Source organism: Parasphingopyxis lamellibrachiae (assembly GCF_003385775.1).
Taxonomy (GTDB): Bacteria; Pseudomonadota; Alphaproteobacteria; order Sphingomonadales; family Sphingomonadaceae; genus Parasphingopyxis; species Parasphingopyxis lamellibrachiae.
On the sequence record NZ_QRDP01000004.1, the window covers coordinates 2,346,860 to 2,362,329 of the forward strand.

Consider the following 15,470-nt stretch of genomic DNA (forward strand, 5'->3'; position numbering starts at 1 on the left):
AGAAACCACGGATGGCTTGCGCGGTAGTCGCGCTCGGATATGGTGGTCGAAACAGGAGATATCTGCATGATGAATTCCCCAATCTGTTCGATGCTGGATATCGAGTTTCCGCTGCTTGCCTTTTCGCATTGCCGAGATGTCGTCGCTGCGGTTTCGAAAGCCGGCGGCATGGGGGTGTTTGGCGCCGTCAATCTGTCACCAGAACGGTTGCGCGAGGAGCTTGACTGGATCGACGCCCATGCGGATGGAAAACCCTATGGCGTCGACTTGATCGTTCCCAACAAGTTCGCCGGGAAGGGGGAGAAACTCGATACCGGCAGGCTCATCGATTCCATTCCGCAGGAACATAAGGATTTCGCCTCGGGCATATTGGCCGAGCATGACATTGCAACCGATGAGTTGGACAGGACGCGGGGCATATCCGGCAATTTTGCCAGGAACCTGCGCGCAGAGGGCGCCGCGAGCAGCCTGGAGGTGGCCTTCGAATACCCGATCAAGCTGATTGCCAATGCGCTCGGTGTGCCGCCGCAGGTGATGCTTGACCTGGGCAAGCAGCACGGCGTGCCGGTCGCAGCTCTGGTCGGTGCGAAAGAGCATGCCGTCGCGCAGGTCAATGCCGGTGTTGACATTCTGGTTGTGGCTGGCGGCGAGGCGGGCGGGCATTGCGGCGATGTCTCGACGATGGTTCTGATTCCCGAAGTGGCCCGAGCGTTGAAAGAGGTTGGCGCCGATACCCCGATATTGGCTGCCGGCGGCATCACGACGGGGGAGCAGATGGCTGCCGCCATAGCGATGGGCGCCGCCGGGGCGTGGTGCGGGTCCGTCTGGCTGACCACGGCGGAAGCGGAGACGAATCCGGTAGTGAAAGAAAAGATGCTGGCCGCCAGCTCACGCGATACCGTCCGGTCTCGGTCCCGCACGGGCAAGCCATCCCGCCAGCTCCGCTCTCCCTGGACCGATGCGTGGGAAGGGGAAGACGCGCCGGAACCGCTTCCCATGCCGCTGCAATCGATGGTCAGCGAACCGGCATTGCGCCAGATCGACAAGCTCAGTCAAAGCGGTCATCAGGGTGCGAAAGACTTGGCCACCTACTGGGTTGGCCAGGGGGTTGGTCTGATGAACCAGCCGCTATCTTCAGGCCAGGTTGTCCAGCAGTTCAAGGAAGAATTTGCCGAGGCTTTTGAAAGGCTTTCAGCAAGCCTGGGAGACTAGTCGCAAGTTTTTGGGGCCAACTCGACCGACACATCTGGAATCGACAATCGCTTTGCCGCATGCTCTAGTCGGCCATAACAGGTTGGCAAAGAAAGACTTTCAAGAAGGTCAGTTGGCCGATCGGCCTGTAGCGGAGGGGTCCGGTGGAAGCATTGAACAAAAAACTGACGGCGGAGAATGCCGAACTCCGGCAGCAGCTGACAGATGCACTCGCCAGTAGCGCCCACCATGAAGAGCAGGCGAAGAACGAAGCCCGGCAATCGTCAATCCTCAGCGCCGCGCTGGAAACTGTTCCCGTGGGCATTGTTCTGGCCGAAGCGCCCAGCGGCGAAATTTTTCTGGGCAATTCACGTGTCGAAGAATTGGTCGGCCACCCGGTTCTCAAGTCCGAAGATACGGACTCCTACGGCGAATGGGTATCATTCCATCCCGATGGCAAGCAGGTTGAAAGTCACGAATACCCGCTCTCCCGGGTGATCCGGAACGGAGAGGAATATGCCGAGCTCGATGTCCACTACCAGCGTGGCGACGGGGCGCGTTTCTGGATGAAGATCGTGGGCCGGCCGATCAGAGATAATGACGGTGAAATGTTGGCGGCGGCGGTTGCTCTGATCGATATCGAAAAAGAGCGGCAACTGCAGCGGCAACAGGAAATTCTGATTGGGGAACTCGATCATCGGGTCAAAAATGCGTTCACGGTTGTCAAGTCGATCGTAAGCCAGTCGTTGCGCAAGGACGGCGTACCTGAAGGGTTGCGCGAGACCATCGACCGGCGCCTCGATGCCTATGCGGCGGCCCATGCCGGGCTTGTGGGACGACAATGGAAAAATTCAACGATCGCGGGGATCGTTCACAAGACCCTGGGGCAGCAATTGGAGGAAGGTCGGGTCCGGTCAACCGGCCCCGATATCGAACTGCCGGAAAAACAGGCGCTTGCACTGTCCATGGCTTTGTACGAATTGTCTACCAACGCATTCAAATATGGGGCTTTGTCCGTGGACGATGGCACTGTCGAACTTATATGGTCGGTGACGGAAGAGCCGAACCCGATGCTACAGATCGACTGGATGGAACATGGTGGCCCGGTAACCGTTGAACCTGAAGGCAAGGGATTCGGGACGTTTATCATCAAGCGCGCCCTTGCGATGGAGACTCAGGGCTCCGTTACAATCGAATATCCGGCGACCGGTTTGACCTGGCAGCTGATCGCACCGCTCGCCAAAGCAAAACAGGATTGAGATGACCGATTCAGTGCGCCGCGTGTTCATCGTCGAAGACGAAATTATGGTTGCGTTCGAGATGGTGGATCTTCTGGAAGATATGGGCTTTGAAATTGTCGGCCCAAGCATTCACCTAGAAGATGCAGAAGCCATCGCCAGAAAACAGGACATCGATATCGCCTTTCTCGATGTCAATCTTGGCTCGGGACAAACTTCGCAACCCGTGGCGGAAACGCTGCGCAGCCGGGGCATCCCGTTCGTATTCATCACCGCCTATAACCGTGACCAGATCGACTTTATCGACAGTGGGGACAAGGTGCTTAAAAAACCTCTCTCCGGTGACATGCTCGCGCGTACGCTTACGCAGATCGAGCCGTAACCGGTCCTCCTAACCTGCGTGCGCCACGGGTCAGATCGGCCAGAATATCACCTCGTCGCCCTCTTCGACGCGTTCAGCGAGCGACCGGTCGACGGCGACAGGGCCTTCAATAGTATAGGGATAGAGCGGTTCACGGCCACCGGCCCGGTGTGCGTCGAGCAGGGCCCGCATCGCGGCAACGCGCTGCGGCATCCGCTCGGCCAGATTGGTCTGCTCGGTCGGATCCTCGGCCAGATTGTAGAGCCATGCGCGGTCCGGACGCTCGCTGACCTGCAATTTCCAGTCGCCCTGGCGGATGACGCGGTAATAGCCGCTCTGCCAGAAGATCGCATCGTCGGCCCGGCTCACCTCGCCTTCCCCGGCTGCGACGGGGAGCAGGTTCACCCCGTCAATTGCAACTCCCTGCGGCAGGCTGGCCCCGGCGGCAGCGGCCAGCGTCGGCATGACATCGATATGGGCGACGGGGTTTTCGCTACGTGATCCCGCTGCGATGCGGGCCGGCCAGCGCAGGAACATGGGCACACGAATGCCACCTTCGAAAAATGTGGCTTTCCAACCGCGATAGGGTGCGTTGATTTCCGGCAGGCCGATATAGCCCGCACCGCCATTGTCGCTGGAAAAGACGATAATCGTATTGTCGGCCAGGCCCTGGGCTTCCAGCTCGTCCATGACCGTGCCTACGCTGCGATCGAGCGCACGGATCATGGCGGCATAGACGCGTTCGCGGTGCGGTTCGATATCACCGACCGCTTCATAGTCCTCGCGGGTCGCCTGAAGCGGCGTGTGTACGCCCCAATGCGCGAGATAGAGGAAGAAGGGGCGGTTGCGATTGGCGCGGATGACGTTGACCGCCTCGTCCGTCCAATAATCGGTGAGGTAGCCGCCCGGCTCGAACCAGTCGCTGCCGTTGAAGGATGCGGCGAACTGCATGCGCGCCCAGAGGAAGATGTCGACGGGGTCGAAATCGACCCGCGCATTGACGACATCGGGGTGGTCTTCGGGCAGGAACAGCCCGCTTGCCATGAGCAGGCTTTCGTCGAAACCCTGCGCGTTGGGTCCGAACTCATCGCCCCGGCCAAGATGCCATTTGCCGATATGAACCGTATGATAGCCGGCATCGCCAAGCACTTCGGCAATCGTGATTTCTGAACCCGGCAAACCCTGCTCGGCATAAGGCGGCGCAGTTTCAGACCGGGCGCGGTCCCAATCTGGGGGCGGCAGGCCGCTGCTCTCCGGATCGGCGACCATGTTGAGGATGCGGCCCATGCCGTCCGGCGTCGGTGTAAACTCGAACCCGGTGCGGGTGGGATAGCGCCCGGTCATCAGCATCGCGCGGCTCGGCGCGCAGGTGGCAGTGCCCGAATAGGCCTGGCTGAAGATCATGCCTTCGGCCGCAAGCCGGTCGATATTCGGTGTTGGCACGCTGCCTCCGGCGATGCCGCCGCCAAAGGTGGAAATGTCATTGATGCCAAGATCGTCGGCCAGGATGAAGACGATATTGGGCGGTCGTTCGGCAGGCGCCATATCGGCTTCGGCAGGGCCGTTCGCCCACTCAATCGGGCGATTGGGGGCAACATCCGTCTTCCCCCTATTCGTCACATAGTAGAGGATGATCGCTTGCCGGTTGAACCAGGCGACACCGCCGCCGATTACAACAACCAGCAGAATGCCCAGCAAGATTTTCTTGATCACGCCCACCCCCTTCTTGGTTTTCACGCCCTCTGGGTACGACTATCCTTTGCCATATCCGCTTTATCATTAGCGCATTATTCCGGGAGAAAATACAGGTGAAACTTTACCAGTCCATCGGACCAAATCCGCGCGTTGCCACCATGTTCATCGCTGAAAAGGGCCTGGAGATTGAACGCCAGTTTCTCGATATTCGGGTCGGCGAAAACCGCCAGCCAGACTATCTCGCGCTGAATCCGCATGGCGGCACGCCGCTGCTCGTGCTCGATGATGGAACGAAGATTTCGGAAAGCGTGGCGATCTGCGAATATCTGGACGAAACACATGCGGCCAGTCCGCTGCTCGGGTTCACGCCGGAGGAACGCGCTGCAACCCGTCAGACTACGCGAATTGTCGATCAGAATATTGTTGTACCGCTGACGAACGGTTTCCGCAGTGCCGAGGGCTTGCCGATGTTCAAGGACCGTCTCTTCTGCTGCCCTGAAGCGGCCGATGGCAACAAGGCCTATGCGCAGGATGGCCTGAAGCAGGCGGATGCGATGCTGGCGGGCAGGGAATATCTGGTTGGCGATCGTTTCACGCTTGCCGATATCCTGTTATTCTGTTTTGTCGAATTTGGCAGCACGGTCGGCCAGAGCGCTCCGGCGGAACTCGCCAATCTCCATGCATGGCGTGCGCGCGTGGCTGCACGCCCCAGTGCCGCCCTCAGCGGAAATCCTCAAAACGGCGTCGCCAACTAGGCTCTTCAATCCCTCGTCCTGCAACGAAACGGGTGGGTCTCAGCCGGATCAATCGGCCGGGGCGGCTTCGGCCGGGCTGTCCTTCGAAAAATATCTTTTGAACCGCTGATTGGCCCGATACTGGAGCATCGCGAGCGCCGGGATCAGCAGCATCAGAAGCACCGTTCCGAAAAGGACGCCAAAGCCGAGACTGGCCGACATCGGTATCAGGAATTGCGCCTGCAGGCTCGTTTCAAAGGTGATCGGAGCGACACCGAGAAACGTCGTGACCGATGTCAGGACGATTGGGCGGAAACGCGATTTGGCGCTGGTGATGATCGCCGTCTTGATATCGTCGCCTTCGCGCAATCGTTCGTTGATGAAGTCGATCAGGATCAGCGACCCGTTCACGATCACGCCCGACAGGCCGATAATGCCGAACATGCTCAAAATGCCGACCGACAGGCCGAGGATGAGGTGCCCCATCAGCGCGCCAATTATGCCGAAAGGGATGGCCGCGATGATGATGAGCGGCTGGACATAGGATCGAAACGGCACCGCGAGCAGGATGTAGATCATCAGGATTGCGGCCATGAATGCCATGCCGAGATCGCCGAAGGAATCCTGTTGTTCGGCCTGTTCCCCGCCGAACGAGAAGAGCAATTGTGGATGATCGCGCTGGAGCACCGGGAGCACTTCTTCCTCGAGCTGGCGGGATATTTCCTGACCCGTCACCACGGTCGTGTCGACATTGGCGCTGACGGTCACGACGCGCCTGCCATCCTGCCGCCGGATGATGGACGGCGATTCCCCGAACGACACATCGGCAATTTCGCTCAGCGCCACCTGACCTCCCGGAACGCGCACCTGAAACCCTTCTACATCGACGATGGAATTGCGCTCTTCCTCGGGCAAACGGATATAGACGCGCACATCTTCGCGCCCGCGTTGCACGCGCACGGCTTCGTCGCCGAAAAAGGCGGCGCGAACCTGACCGGCCACATCCTGAAGCGTTACGCCCAATGTGCGCGCGGCGGGTTTCAGGCGAAGCTGGATCTCCTGCAGCCCGGCATCCTGATCGGTTTCGATATCGAACACGCCCTCGAAGCGGGCGAGGTCGCGCATCAGCTGCTCGGATATCCGGGTCAAGGTTGCGGTATCGGGATGCGAGAGCTCGACGCTCACCGGTGCCCCGGCGGAAAACAGGTCGGAGGCGAAGACCAGCGATCGCGCCTCCGGCATGGGCCCAACGGCGTCGCGCCACGCATCTTCGAATGTTGCGGCGGAAATATCGCGCTCATCGCCCGGCAACAGGCTGAACTGCACGGCCGCGCGGTTGGCACCGGTGGTCGTCCTGCTGCCGTCGGGGCCGCCGCCGGCTGTGGTTTGTCCGATGGTTGTGTAGATGCCGCGAACGAGATCGGGTGCGTCTTCGGGGCGTCCGGCTTCGATCTCGGCCATGGTTTCGCGGCCACGTGCCTCGAGGAAACGGGCAATCTCTTCCGTGCGTTCGACAGGCGTACCCGCTGGCATTTCCAGCACAGCCCTCACGATATCGCCTTCGACATCCGGAAAGAACTGCACTTTCAATATGCCGGCCGGAACGAGCGACATGAAGATGATGACCAGGGCAAGCGCCCCGGCAAGGATGATCGCCGGGGCATCGACCGCAAAGCGCAGCGCCTTGTCCAGCGGTCCGTTGACGAATTGCTGGAAACGCGCGTCGACGGCTTTCTGTACGCGATCGAAAAACTTGGCCAGGCGCGACTGTGCTTCATGGCCAGGCGGCGGCAAATGGCTCAGATGGTTGGGAAGGACAAGCAGGCTCTCGATCAGGGAAAGCGCCAGAACGATTACGATAACGAGCGGGATATCGAAAAGCAGTTTGCCGAAAACGCCGCCGATCGCGAACAGCGGGGAGAAAGCGGCGACCGTCGTCAATACGGCAAAAATCACTGGAACGGTGACGCGTCTCGCGCCGATAATCGCGGCGGACAGGCCTCGTCTTCCCCGCTCCCGTTCGGCGTAGATATTTTCGCCGACAACGATTGCATCGTCGACCACCAGGCCCAGGGCCAGGATGAACCCGAACAGCGAGAACATGTTGATGCTGGAGCCGACGGTATTGAGTACGGCCATTGCGCCGACAAATGTGATCGCAATCCCGAACGCGACCCACATGGCTAGGCGAATGTTGAGGAACAGGGTCAGGGCGATAAGGACCAGGGTCAGGCCGATCGCCGCATTTTTCAGGAGCAGACTGAGCCGGTCTTCGAACACTTCGGAATCGTCGTTCCAGATCGCGTAGGAGATGTTTTCCGGAAGCGTTGGCGCGAATTCGTCCGCAAGATAGCGCTCTACCTGTTCGGCAATGTCGAGTACGCGTTCGTCGCTGGTCCTGAAGACCTCGACAAAGGCGACTGGCGTCCCGTTGTAGAAGGCACTCAGATCATTGTCTTCAAATGCATCTACTACCGTTGCGACATCGCCAAGGCGGATATTGGTGCCGTCTTGCCGGCTGATCAGGACGATTTCCTCGAAATCGTGCTGGCCGTAATTCTGGCCGATAGTACGGATGCGGACTTCTTCGGAATCGGTATCGATCGAGCCGGCCGGACTATCGAGACTGTCCGCCGCCACAGCCCGGCTGATATCGGTGAGCGACAGGCCATAGGCGCGCAGTGTATCCTGCGGAACTTCTATCGATACCTCATAGTCGCGCACGCTGCTGGTCTCGACATAGGATACTTCGGAGAGGGAGGAGAGCTGGTCTTCCAGCTGATAGGCAAGCCGTTTCAGCGCATCTTCGCTGACATCGCCGTAAAGCGCGATCTGCATCACGCTTTGCCGTGTCGTCAGTTCCCGGACATCGGGTTCTTCGGCATCGGCCGGAAAGGTCTGGATCTGGTCGACTTCGCTTTTGATATCGTCGAGCGCCCGGTCGATATCGGTGCCGAGCTCAAGCTCGATCGACACCGAGCCTCCCCCTTCGGTCGCATTCGACCGGATTTCCTTCACACCTTCGACGCCTTCCACGGCCTCTTCGATCTTCTGGATAACTGATTCCTCGACCTCTTCGGGCGTTGCGCCGGGATAGACGACACTGACCGAAACCGTATCGAGGCTGCTCTCCGGGAAAACTTCCTGAACGATGGCGCCATAGGCCATGATCCCCGCGATCAGCAGGAAGATGGCGAGCAGGTTCGCCGCGACGCCATTGCGCGCCATATAGCCTACAGCGCCGCCGCCTTTCGTGATGTCGAAATGGCCGGATCCGGGAGGCGGGTCGGCGCTCATGAGGCAGCGTCCGTTTCAGCCGTGGGGCTCTCGTCCTCATCCTCATCCGACGTGCGCACACGCATGCCGTCCGTCGCGACGCCGATATCGCCGACGATGACCATCGGGTCGGCCCCTAAAGGCTCTGCGCGCACGAATATCTCGCTGTCGCTGCGCTGGATTACCTGCACGGTCACGATCCGCAGCCTGCCGTCACGGGCCAGCCAGACCTGGTTTCCCGGGCGAAGGGCGGCGACGGGAATGGCGGCATATTGGGTCAGCGCTAGGCCATCGATTTCGGCCTGTACGAAGCTGCCGACCAAGAGCGGCGGGCCCTGGGTGCCGTCGGGGCTGTCCGCACCCGCTTCGCCGTCGGTTTGCCGGGCCGCGAGCTGGCCGCGCTGCATGGGGTTGGGTACCCGCAGAAATATGTCGATGGTGCGCGTCTCGGGATTGAGCACCGGATCGGCGCGATCGACATAGGCCTGCCAGCGATAGCGGCGACCGCCATATTCTGCGTAGACGGACGCCTCGGTCCGGCTTCCACCCTGTCCCCACAGTCCGGGAATGAGGGCGGCCTCTCGCTGGGTGAGCGGCACGATGACATCAAAGGTCTGGCTCGCCACTATCTGAGCCAGCGACTGGCCCGGCGAAACATAGCTGCCGAGCGCCGCGCTTTCCGAGCGGACAAGCCCGGAAAAGGGTGCGCGAACCGTCGTCCGGCCGAGCGCGACCTGGGCATCGCCGAGCTGCGCGCGCGCGCGTTGCAGGGCGGCCCGGGCGGCCTGCAATTGCGGGACGCGCAATGTGAGACTGCTCGCTTCGTCGGCGGAGGGCGCATCGGCGCGGGCCGGGGCAGAGTCGGCGGCCAACAGGCTGGGCGGCAGGATCTGCGCGGCAAAGTCGTCGGCATCGACGCTGGCAAAAGGATTGGGCGCCCGCCGCGCTTCGCGCTGCTGGAATCGCTCATATTCGCGTTGGGCAAGCGTTGCCTCTTCCTGCGCCTGAAGGACGGAAACGCCCTGCTGCGCGACATCAGCGCGCGCGCTTGCCACCTGGTTGCGATAGTCGGTTGGATCGATACGGAACAGGACTTCGCCCCGGCTCACGGCCCGACCCTCAATCAGGTTCGGGCTTACATAAACCAGCTTTCCGGGCACTTCCGCCGCCAGTACCAGTTCCTCATGGGCGCGCACCGTGCCGGCACCGCTGACGGTCAGCCGTCCGCTGCGAATCTCCGCGGGTACGACCTGAACCAGCTGGGCCCGCTGGTCGGGCGGGCGTTCGTCGGGCGATGGGCGCGCCAATATGAGGAGCGCCGCGATCAGGAGCGCGCCAAGCACGATGCCGATCGCGATAAGTCTGTTTCGGGTCACGCCCTTGTCTCCGCTCTTGTATCAGGAACCATCAAAGTCTCCATCGGACGAATCTTCTACAGGCCGGTCCACCAGCGGTACGTCGGGCGCTGCCGCATCTTCCGTCCAGCCGCCGCCGAGCCCGCGATGCACGGCGAGCTGCGCCAGCGCGACATCCCGCCCCGCGGCCGAAAGCGACGACTGGACCTGATAGAGTGTGCGCAGCGCGTCCAGATAATCGGTAAAGGCCGACACGCCCGCGCGATAGCGCTCGGCCTGGAGATTGGCCGATGCCCGGGCTTCCTGCAGCTGGCCGAAAATCAGCGTATAGCGCTGCCTTTGTTCTTCGTAATCTTCGAGCGCGCTCGTCACTTCGCGATAGGCGGTGAGCACCGTCCGGGCATAGCTGGCCGTCTGCTGGGCATAGCGGGCTTCGGCAACATCGATATTCGCCCGGATCCGCCCGCCCTGGAAAAGCGGAGCGGTGAGGCTCGCCCCGAGATTCAGGACCCAATTGTCCAATATGTCGAAGATGCCGGAAGGCGCGCCGCTCTGGGTGCCGAGCGTGCTCGACAGCGAGAGCGAGGGAAACAGTTCGGCCCGGCGCGCGCCGACGCGGAAACGCGCGGCCTCGAAACGCTGGGCGGCGGCGGCAACATCGGGCCGCTGGATGAGGAGCCGGGCGGGCAGGCCGGCGGGAATGGGCTCGAACACCAGCTGCGGAGCCAGCCGGTCGCCCATTTCTTCGCGCAGCGTTCCGGCATAACGCCCGAGCAGCACGGCCAGCCTTCCTTCGGCGGCCGTCAGCTGGCTCTCACGCTGGGGCAGGGCGGATTGAATGTTGCGATAATCCTGGCGGACCTGATACAGTTCGAAGGAGGAAGCGAGGCCGCGATCGTAGCGGCGCTCGGTATTCTCGACCCGGTCCTGCAGAACATCGATCGTGCCGACGGACAGGGCGATTTGTGCGCGCAGGTCGACGACCTCGAAATAGGTCGAGATCGTGTTCGCCAGGGCGCCCAGCCGCGCGGTGCGCAAATCGGCTTCTGCGGCGAAAAGGTCGGCCCGCGCCGCGCGGGCATCGTTGCGAATGCGCCCCCAGAAATCTAGCTCATAGGCAAAGTTGAGGCCTGTCGAATAGGTTTCGTTGGTTAACCGCGAGGCGCCGCCGCCGAAATTGCCGAAGCTGGTGCCGGCCAGGGGCGAATCGGAATAATTCGCGCCGGCCGATCCGTTGACGCTGGGAAAGCGCGATGCACCCGCGATCCGGGCCTGGGCACGCGCCTCATCGACCCGCGCAGCCGCTTCGGCAATGTCGAGATTGGCAATAAGCGCTTCCTCGACCAGGCGGTTTAGCGTGGGATCGTTGAACGCATGCCACCAGTTGAGGGAGGACTGCGCCCCATCGGCTGGCGATTCGCCGAAATCGGCCGGCAGCCGGGATACGGGTGCCGGCATTTGCTGGGGCGGCGAAAAATCGGCGCAGCCCGCCAGCGCCGCGGTGAGCGGCATCAGTATCAGGAACCGGGAAAGTCTCGTCACAGTCTGGCAGTCCGCAATCAGTTCGAGAATGGCATCTCGTCTCTGTCATGTTCGGATTCAATCCGCAACGATTAAATGTACGCTATCGTTCAATAATAGAATTGTCCTGCCATTCCGATCATGTGGCGATCAGCAGCGCCAGCCATGTTCCGGGCAGTGCCGCGGGTTGCCGAGGGGTGCCGCCTGTCAGTATTCCGGCCAGTATAGTCGCATCGGGTTATCGACGAGCAGCTTCTTCCGCAGCGCCTCGGTTACCGCGATTTCCGGAATCACATCGACCAGTGTGCCATCGTCGGGCAGCACGGCCTGCTGATTGGGGTGCGGCCAGTCCGACCCCCAGAGTATCCGGTCCGGATAGTCTTCGACCAGCGGCCTGACGGCGCGCACGAAATCGGCATAGGGCGGGCCAGCCGGATCGAGCCGGTCGGGGCAGCTGACTTTGGTCCAAATATCCGCGCGGCTTTCCATCAGGGCGCGAAAGGCGTGCATATCTGGGCTGTTCGGGCCCTGCGAAACATCCGGCCGCCCCATATGATCGATCACGACCGGAACCGGAAGGGCGTCGATAAAGGGCCGAAGCTCTGCCAGTATATCCGCCTCGAAATAGACAACCACGTGCCAGCCGAGCGGTGCGATGCGTCTCGCGATCTCCAGAAACCGATCCTTGGGCGCATCGTCGACAAGCCGCTTCAGGAAATTGAAGCGCACGCCGCGAATCCCACCAGCGTGCAGGGTGTCCAGTTCCGCCCCGTCAATCGCCGGATCGACGGCCGCGATTCCCCTTGCCTTGCCGTTCGAGCGCGCAATGGCATTCAGGGTCGCTGCATTGTCTGTTCCGTGGCAGCTCGCCTGGACGATCACATTGCGTTCAAACCCCAGATAGTCGCGCAAGGCAAGCAGCGCGTCGGGGCCGGCATCTGCTGGCAGATATTTGGCCTTCGGGCTGAACGGAAACCGGGCTTTTGGCCCGAACACATGGCAATGCGCATCGACCGCGCCGGGCGGCGGTGCGTAACGCGGTCTGGAAGGGCTGGTGTGCCAGCTTGTAATGCGCCGGGTCATGCGAAAATCGTTCCGTCCATAAGTTTGCGCGCCGTGCGCAACAGGCCCGCGCCGATCACGGTACCGCTTTCGTCCCGCTCCATGATGCAACTCATTTCGCCGGTCGGATGCTCGACCGAAAGGGTCAGCTTTCGCCCTTCATCTATCTCGGCAATGGCGGCGGCCGGGGATCCTTCTGTCAGGCAGGCCGTGGCGACGCTCACCGCACCGAAGACCCCGATCGAGGCATGTGCGCGGTGGGGGATGAAGCTGCGTACGGTGATCGCTCCGCCCATTCGCGGCGGGGCGATGAGCATCATCTTGGGGACGGTTTTTTCCGCAACGCCGCCAAGGTTCATACGCGCGCCGGCGGCCCGCCGAATGGCTTCGACGCGCGCTTTCAGATCGGTTGCGGCGTCGAGCGCGTCGCGACTTTCATATCCCGTCGCGCCAACATCCTGGGCGCGCATCACGATGCATGGCATGCCATTGTCGATCAGCGTGCAGGCCACGCCTTCGATGACGTCCACCGCCTTTCCGCTGGGCAACAGAGCGCCGCAGCTGGACCCGGCTGTATCGCGGAACTCGAGCGCGACGGGGGCGGCGGTGCCGGGCACGCCATCGATCTGCGCATCGCCTCCATAGGCCGGTTTCCCTCCGGGCGTGGGAAGGGTCGCGATTGCTATCTGCCCGGTATTTTCCATATGGATAGTGACACGGGTCCGGTCGCCCTGTGGCGCGACAAGCCCGCGCTCGATCGCGAAATGTCCGACTCCGGCAAGAATATTGCCGCAATTCTGCGCGTCGCTCACCAGCGCCTGATCGACGAAGACCTGCAGGAAAAGATAGTCGACATTGATGCCAGGGCGCGTCGACTTGCGGACAATGGCGACTTTGCTGGTCAGCGTGTCGCCGCCGCCCATCCCGTCTATCTGGCGCGGGTCGGGCGAGCCCATGGCGCGCAGCAGGAAGCAATCGCGCACAGCATTATCGGCTGGCAGGTCTTTCGCGAGAAAATATCCGCCTTTGGATGTGCCTCCGCGCATCCACATGACGGGAACGCCATGGTTCGAAGGCGCCGGGTCAGACATATTTCAGGCCCGCCTGTTCCAGCCTGCCCCGCATGGCATACATGTCGAGCCCGAGCTCGCCATCGGCCAGCCGCCGCCGCTTTTCCTCTTCATTGGCCTCCCGCGCCCGGGCCCGTTCCAGCACGTCGGCGGCTCGCATCCGCCCGACGATGCATATTCCGTCATCGTCCGCCACGACAACATCGCCTGGATTGACAGCGGTCCCGGCGCACACGATCGGCACATTCACCGATCCCAGGGTGTTCTTGACCGTGCCCTGTGCGAAAACCGCCCTCGACCAGACCGGGAACCGCATTTCCGTCAGGTCGCGAATATCGCGGACGCCGGCATTGATGACGAGCCCCCGGCATCCGCGGGCCCGGGCCGATGTCGCCAGAAGGTCGCCGAAATAGCCGTCTTCGCAGGGGCTGGTCGGTGCGAGGACCAGAATATCGCCATCCTGCACCTGTTCGATGGCGACATGCAGCATCCAGTTATCGCCGGGCGGAGCGCTGATCGTCACCGCGCTGCCGGCGATCCGCGCGCCGCGATAGATGGGGCGCATATGACTGGCGAGAAGGCCGGTTCGGTCCTGCGCCTCATGGACGGTGGCGACCCCGCATCGCGCCAGGCCGTCTATCAGGGCCGGATCGACACGCTTGATATTCTGGACGACAATTCCGCTCATGCCCATGCTCCGATGGCAAAGGCAATAGACTGAGGATATTTGCGGAGCCGGGGCAAATGCAAAGTTGTTTCGAGTTATAATAAAAGGCTAATGGTGGGTGGCAGTGACCAGCCATTTCAACCTGCGCCATTATGCGGCACTGGCGGCAACCGTCCGCCATGGGAGCCTGACTCGCGCTGCGAAGGCCGTGAACCTGACACAGCCGGCCCTTACTCAGGCGATCAGGCGGCTCGAAGACGATCTCGGCTGCGCCCTGTTCGAACGCAGGCCGGACGGCATGATCGCGACCGAGCCCGGGCTGCTTCTCGCGCGGCGGGCAGAAGAGGTAATCGACCAGATCGGTAGCACGCGGGTCACGGGAACGCAGTTCAGCGCGTTTCTCGAACTGGCCCGGGCCGGCAGCTATGCCATGGCTGCCTCGAATATGGGGCTTTCCAGCGCCTCTCTCCACCGCGCGGTATCCGGTCTCTCGGACGCCGTCGGTCATCGCCTTGTGGAAAGGCGCGGCCGGGGCATCATGCTGACCCCCGCCGGACAGCGCCTTGCGCGCCGTTTCGGCCTTGCAAAGGCGGAGCTCAGGGCCGGGCTTGCCGAGGTGGCTCAGTGGAAAGGAGAAGCCGAAGGGCAGATCGCCATTGGCGCGATGCCCCTTTCGCGAGCCCGCTGGCTGCCAGCGGCGATCGCGCGGTTCGGTCGGGAACATCCCGGCGTCGATATTGCAATTATCGAAGGCAGCTATGCGGAACTCAGCGGTCCATTGAGAGATGGAGAAGTCGATATGATGCTCGGCGCGCTGCGCGCAGATAGCGACGCGGCCGATCTGGTCCAGGAACCCGTTTTCGAAGATCGCCCGGCCATCATCATGCGCGCCGATCACCCCTTGCTGGAGAAGCCGGGGCCGCCAAACCCCGGCACTCTTCTCGAATACCCATGGATTCTGCCCGGTCGCTCGACGCCGCTGCGCACCTATTGGGAAGCGATGCTGCGCAGCCTCGATGTCGAGCCGCCCCATGTCGCCATCGAATGCGGATCCGTCCTGACGATTCGCGAACTGCTGCTATCGAGCGATGCCCTGACCTTGCTGTCCACCGATCAGCTCCGGGTGGAGATCGAAGGAGGCCTGCTAGGGTGGTGTGCACCGCCCGTTCCCGTCTCCCGGACGATTGGCATTATCACCCGATCGGGCTGGCGCCCGACCGCAACCCAAGCGGCATGCGTTGCCGAACTGAAAGGGTTCGCCTCAGAATAATTCGCAAAAACTTATATCCATGGCAGTCAT

The 15,470-nt window shown here is 61.8% G+C and carries 12 protein-coding genes; 5 read left to right on the forward strand and 7 right to left on the reverse strand.

Annotated elements, in window-relative coordinates:
- Window positions 1-66 precede the first annotated feature (66 nt).
- The 3 genes from DFR46_RS11750 (at window position 67) to DFR46_RS11760 (ending at window position 2,811) form a co-directional block, all read left to right on the forward strand.
- Window positions 67-1,212: an NAD(P)H-dependent flavin oxidoreductase gene (locus DFR46_RS11750; RefSeq protein ID WP_245953836.1), complete on the forward strand. Its 1,146-nt coding sequence runs from the start codon at window positions 67-69 to the stop codon at window positions 1,210-1,212.
- A gap of 143 nt (window positions 1,213-1,355) precedes the next feature.
- Window positions 1,356-2,450 carry an HWE histidine kinase domain-containing protein gene (locus DFR46_RS11755; RefSeq protein ID WP_211306423.1) on the forward strand — a complete coding sequence of 365 codons (1,095 nt, stop codon included), beginning with the start codon at window positions 1,356-1,358 and terminating at the stop codon, window positions 2,448-2,450.
- A 1-nt stretch (window position 2,451) separates the two neighbouring features.
- Complete coding sequence (locus DFR46_RS11760) at window positions 2,452-2,811, forward strand: response regulator (protein ID WP_116236611.1); 360 nt, start codon at window positions 2,452-2,454, stop codon at window positions 2,809-2,811.
- Between the two features lie 30 nt (window positions 2,812-2,841).
- On the opposite strand, the gene DFR46_RS11765 is transcribed toward DFR46_RS11760, so the two are convergent.
- Window positions 2,842-4,503, reverse strand: coding sequence for a sulfatase (locus DFR46_RS11765; RefSeq protein WP_211306424.1), 1,662 nt, complete (start codon window positions 4,501-4,503; stop codon window positions 2,842-2,844).
- A gap of 95 nt (window positions 4,504-4,598) precedes the next feature.
- Here DFR46_RS11765 and DFR46_RS11770 point away from each other — a divergent pair, with 95 nt between their 5' ends.
- Window positions 4,599-5,240: a glutathione S-transferase family protein gene (locus DFR46_RS11770; RefSeq protein ID WP_116236612.1), complete on the forward strand. Its 642-nt coding sequence runs from the start codon at window positions 4,599-4,601 to the stop codon at window positions 5,238-5,240.
- 48 nt (window positions 5,241-5,288) lie between these two features.
- On the opposite strand, the gene DFR46_RS11775 is transcribed toward DFR46_RS11770, so the two are convergent.
- The 6 genes from DFR46_RS11775 to ligK all read right to left on the reverse strand — a co-directional run bounded on the left by DFR46_RS11775 (window position 5,289) and on the right by ligK (window position 14,191).
- Window positions 5,289-8,516 (reverse strand): efflux RND transporter permease subunit, encoded by a 3,228-nt coding sequence (locus tag DFR46_RS11775; protein ID WP_116236613.1) that lies wholly within the window; start codon window positions 8,514-8,516, stop codon window positions 5,289-5,291.
- A complete protein-coding gene (locus DFR46_RS11780) occupies window positions 8,513-9,871 on the reverse strand; it encodes an efflux RND transporter periplasmic adaptor subunit (protein WP_116236614.1) in 1,359 nt (452 codons plus the stop codon). Before DFR46_RS11780 ends, DFR46_RS11775 begins: the two co-directional genes overlap by 4 nt.
- Window positions 9,872-9,892: 21 nt before the next feature.
- Window positions 9,893-11,392, reverse strand: a complete 1,500-nt coding sequence (locus DFR46_RS11785; RefSeq protein ID WP_147297679.1) for an efflux transporter outer membrane subunit — start codon at window positions 11,390-11,392, stop codon at window positions 9,893-9,895.
- A 186-nt stretch (window positions 11,393-11,578) separates the two neighbouring features.
- Entirely contained in the window at window positions 11,579-12,454 is an 876-nt protein-coding gene (locus tag DFR46_RS11790; protein WP_116236616.1) for an amidohydrolase family protein, read from the reverse strand.
- A complete protein-coding gene (locus DFR46_RS11795) occupies window positions 12,451-13,524 on the reverse strand; it encodes a 4-oxalomesaconate tautomerase (RefSeq protein ID WP_245953837.1) in 1,074 nt (357 codons plus the stop codon). The genes DFR46_RS11790 and DFR46_RS11795 overlap by 4 nt, the downstream gene beginning before the upstream one ends.
- Window positions 13,517-14,191 (reverse strand): 4-carboxy-4-hydroxy-2-oxoadipate aldolase/oxaloacetate decarboxylase, encoded by a 675-nt coding sequence (gene ligK, locus DFR46_RS11800; RefSeq protein WP_116237320.1) that lies wholly within the window; start codon window positions 14,189-14,191, stop codon window positions 13,517-13,519. The genes DFR46_RS11795 and ligK overlap by 8 nt, the downstream gene beginning before the upstream one ends.
- A 97-nt stretch (window positions 14,192-14,288) precedes the next feature.
- On the opposite strand from ligK, the gene DFR46_RS11805 reads away from it, so the two are divergent.
- Window positions 14,289-15,440 (forward strand): LysR family transcriptional regulator, encoded by a 1,152-nt coding sequence (locus tag DFR46_RS11805; protein WP_245953838.1) that lies wholly within the window; start codon window positions 14,289-14,291, stop codon window positions 15,438-15,440.
- The last annotated feature ends 30 nt before the right edge of the window (window positions 15,441-15,470 follow it).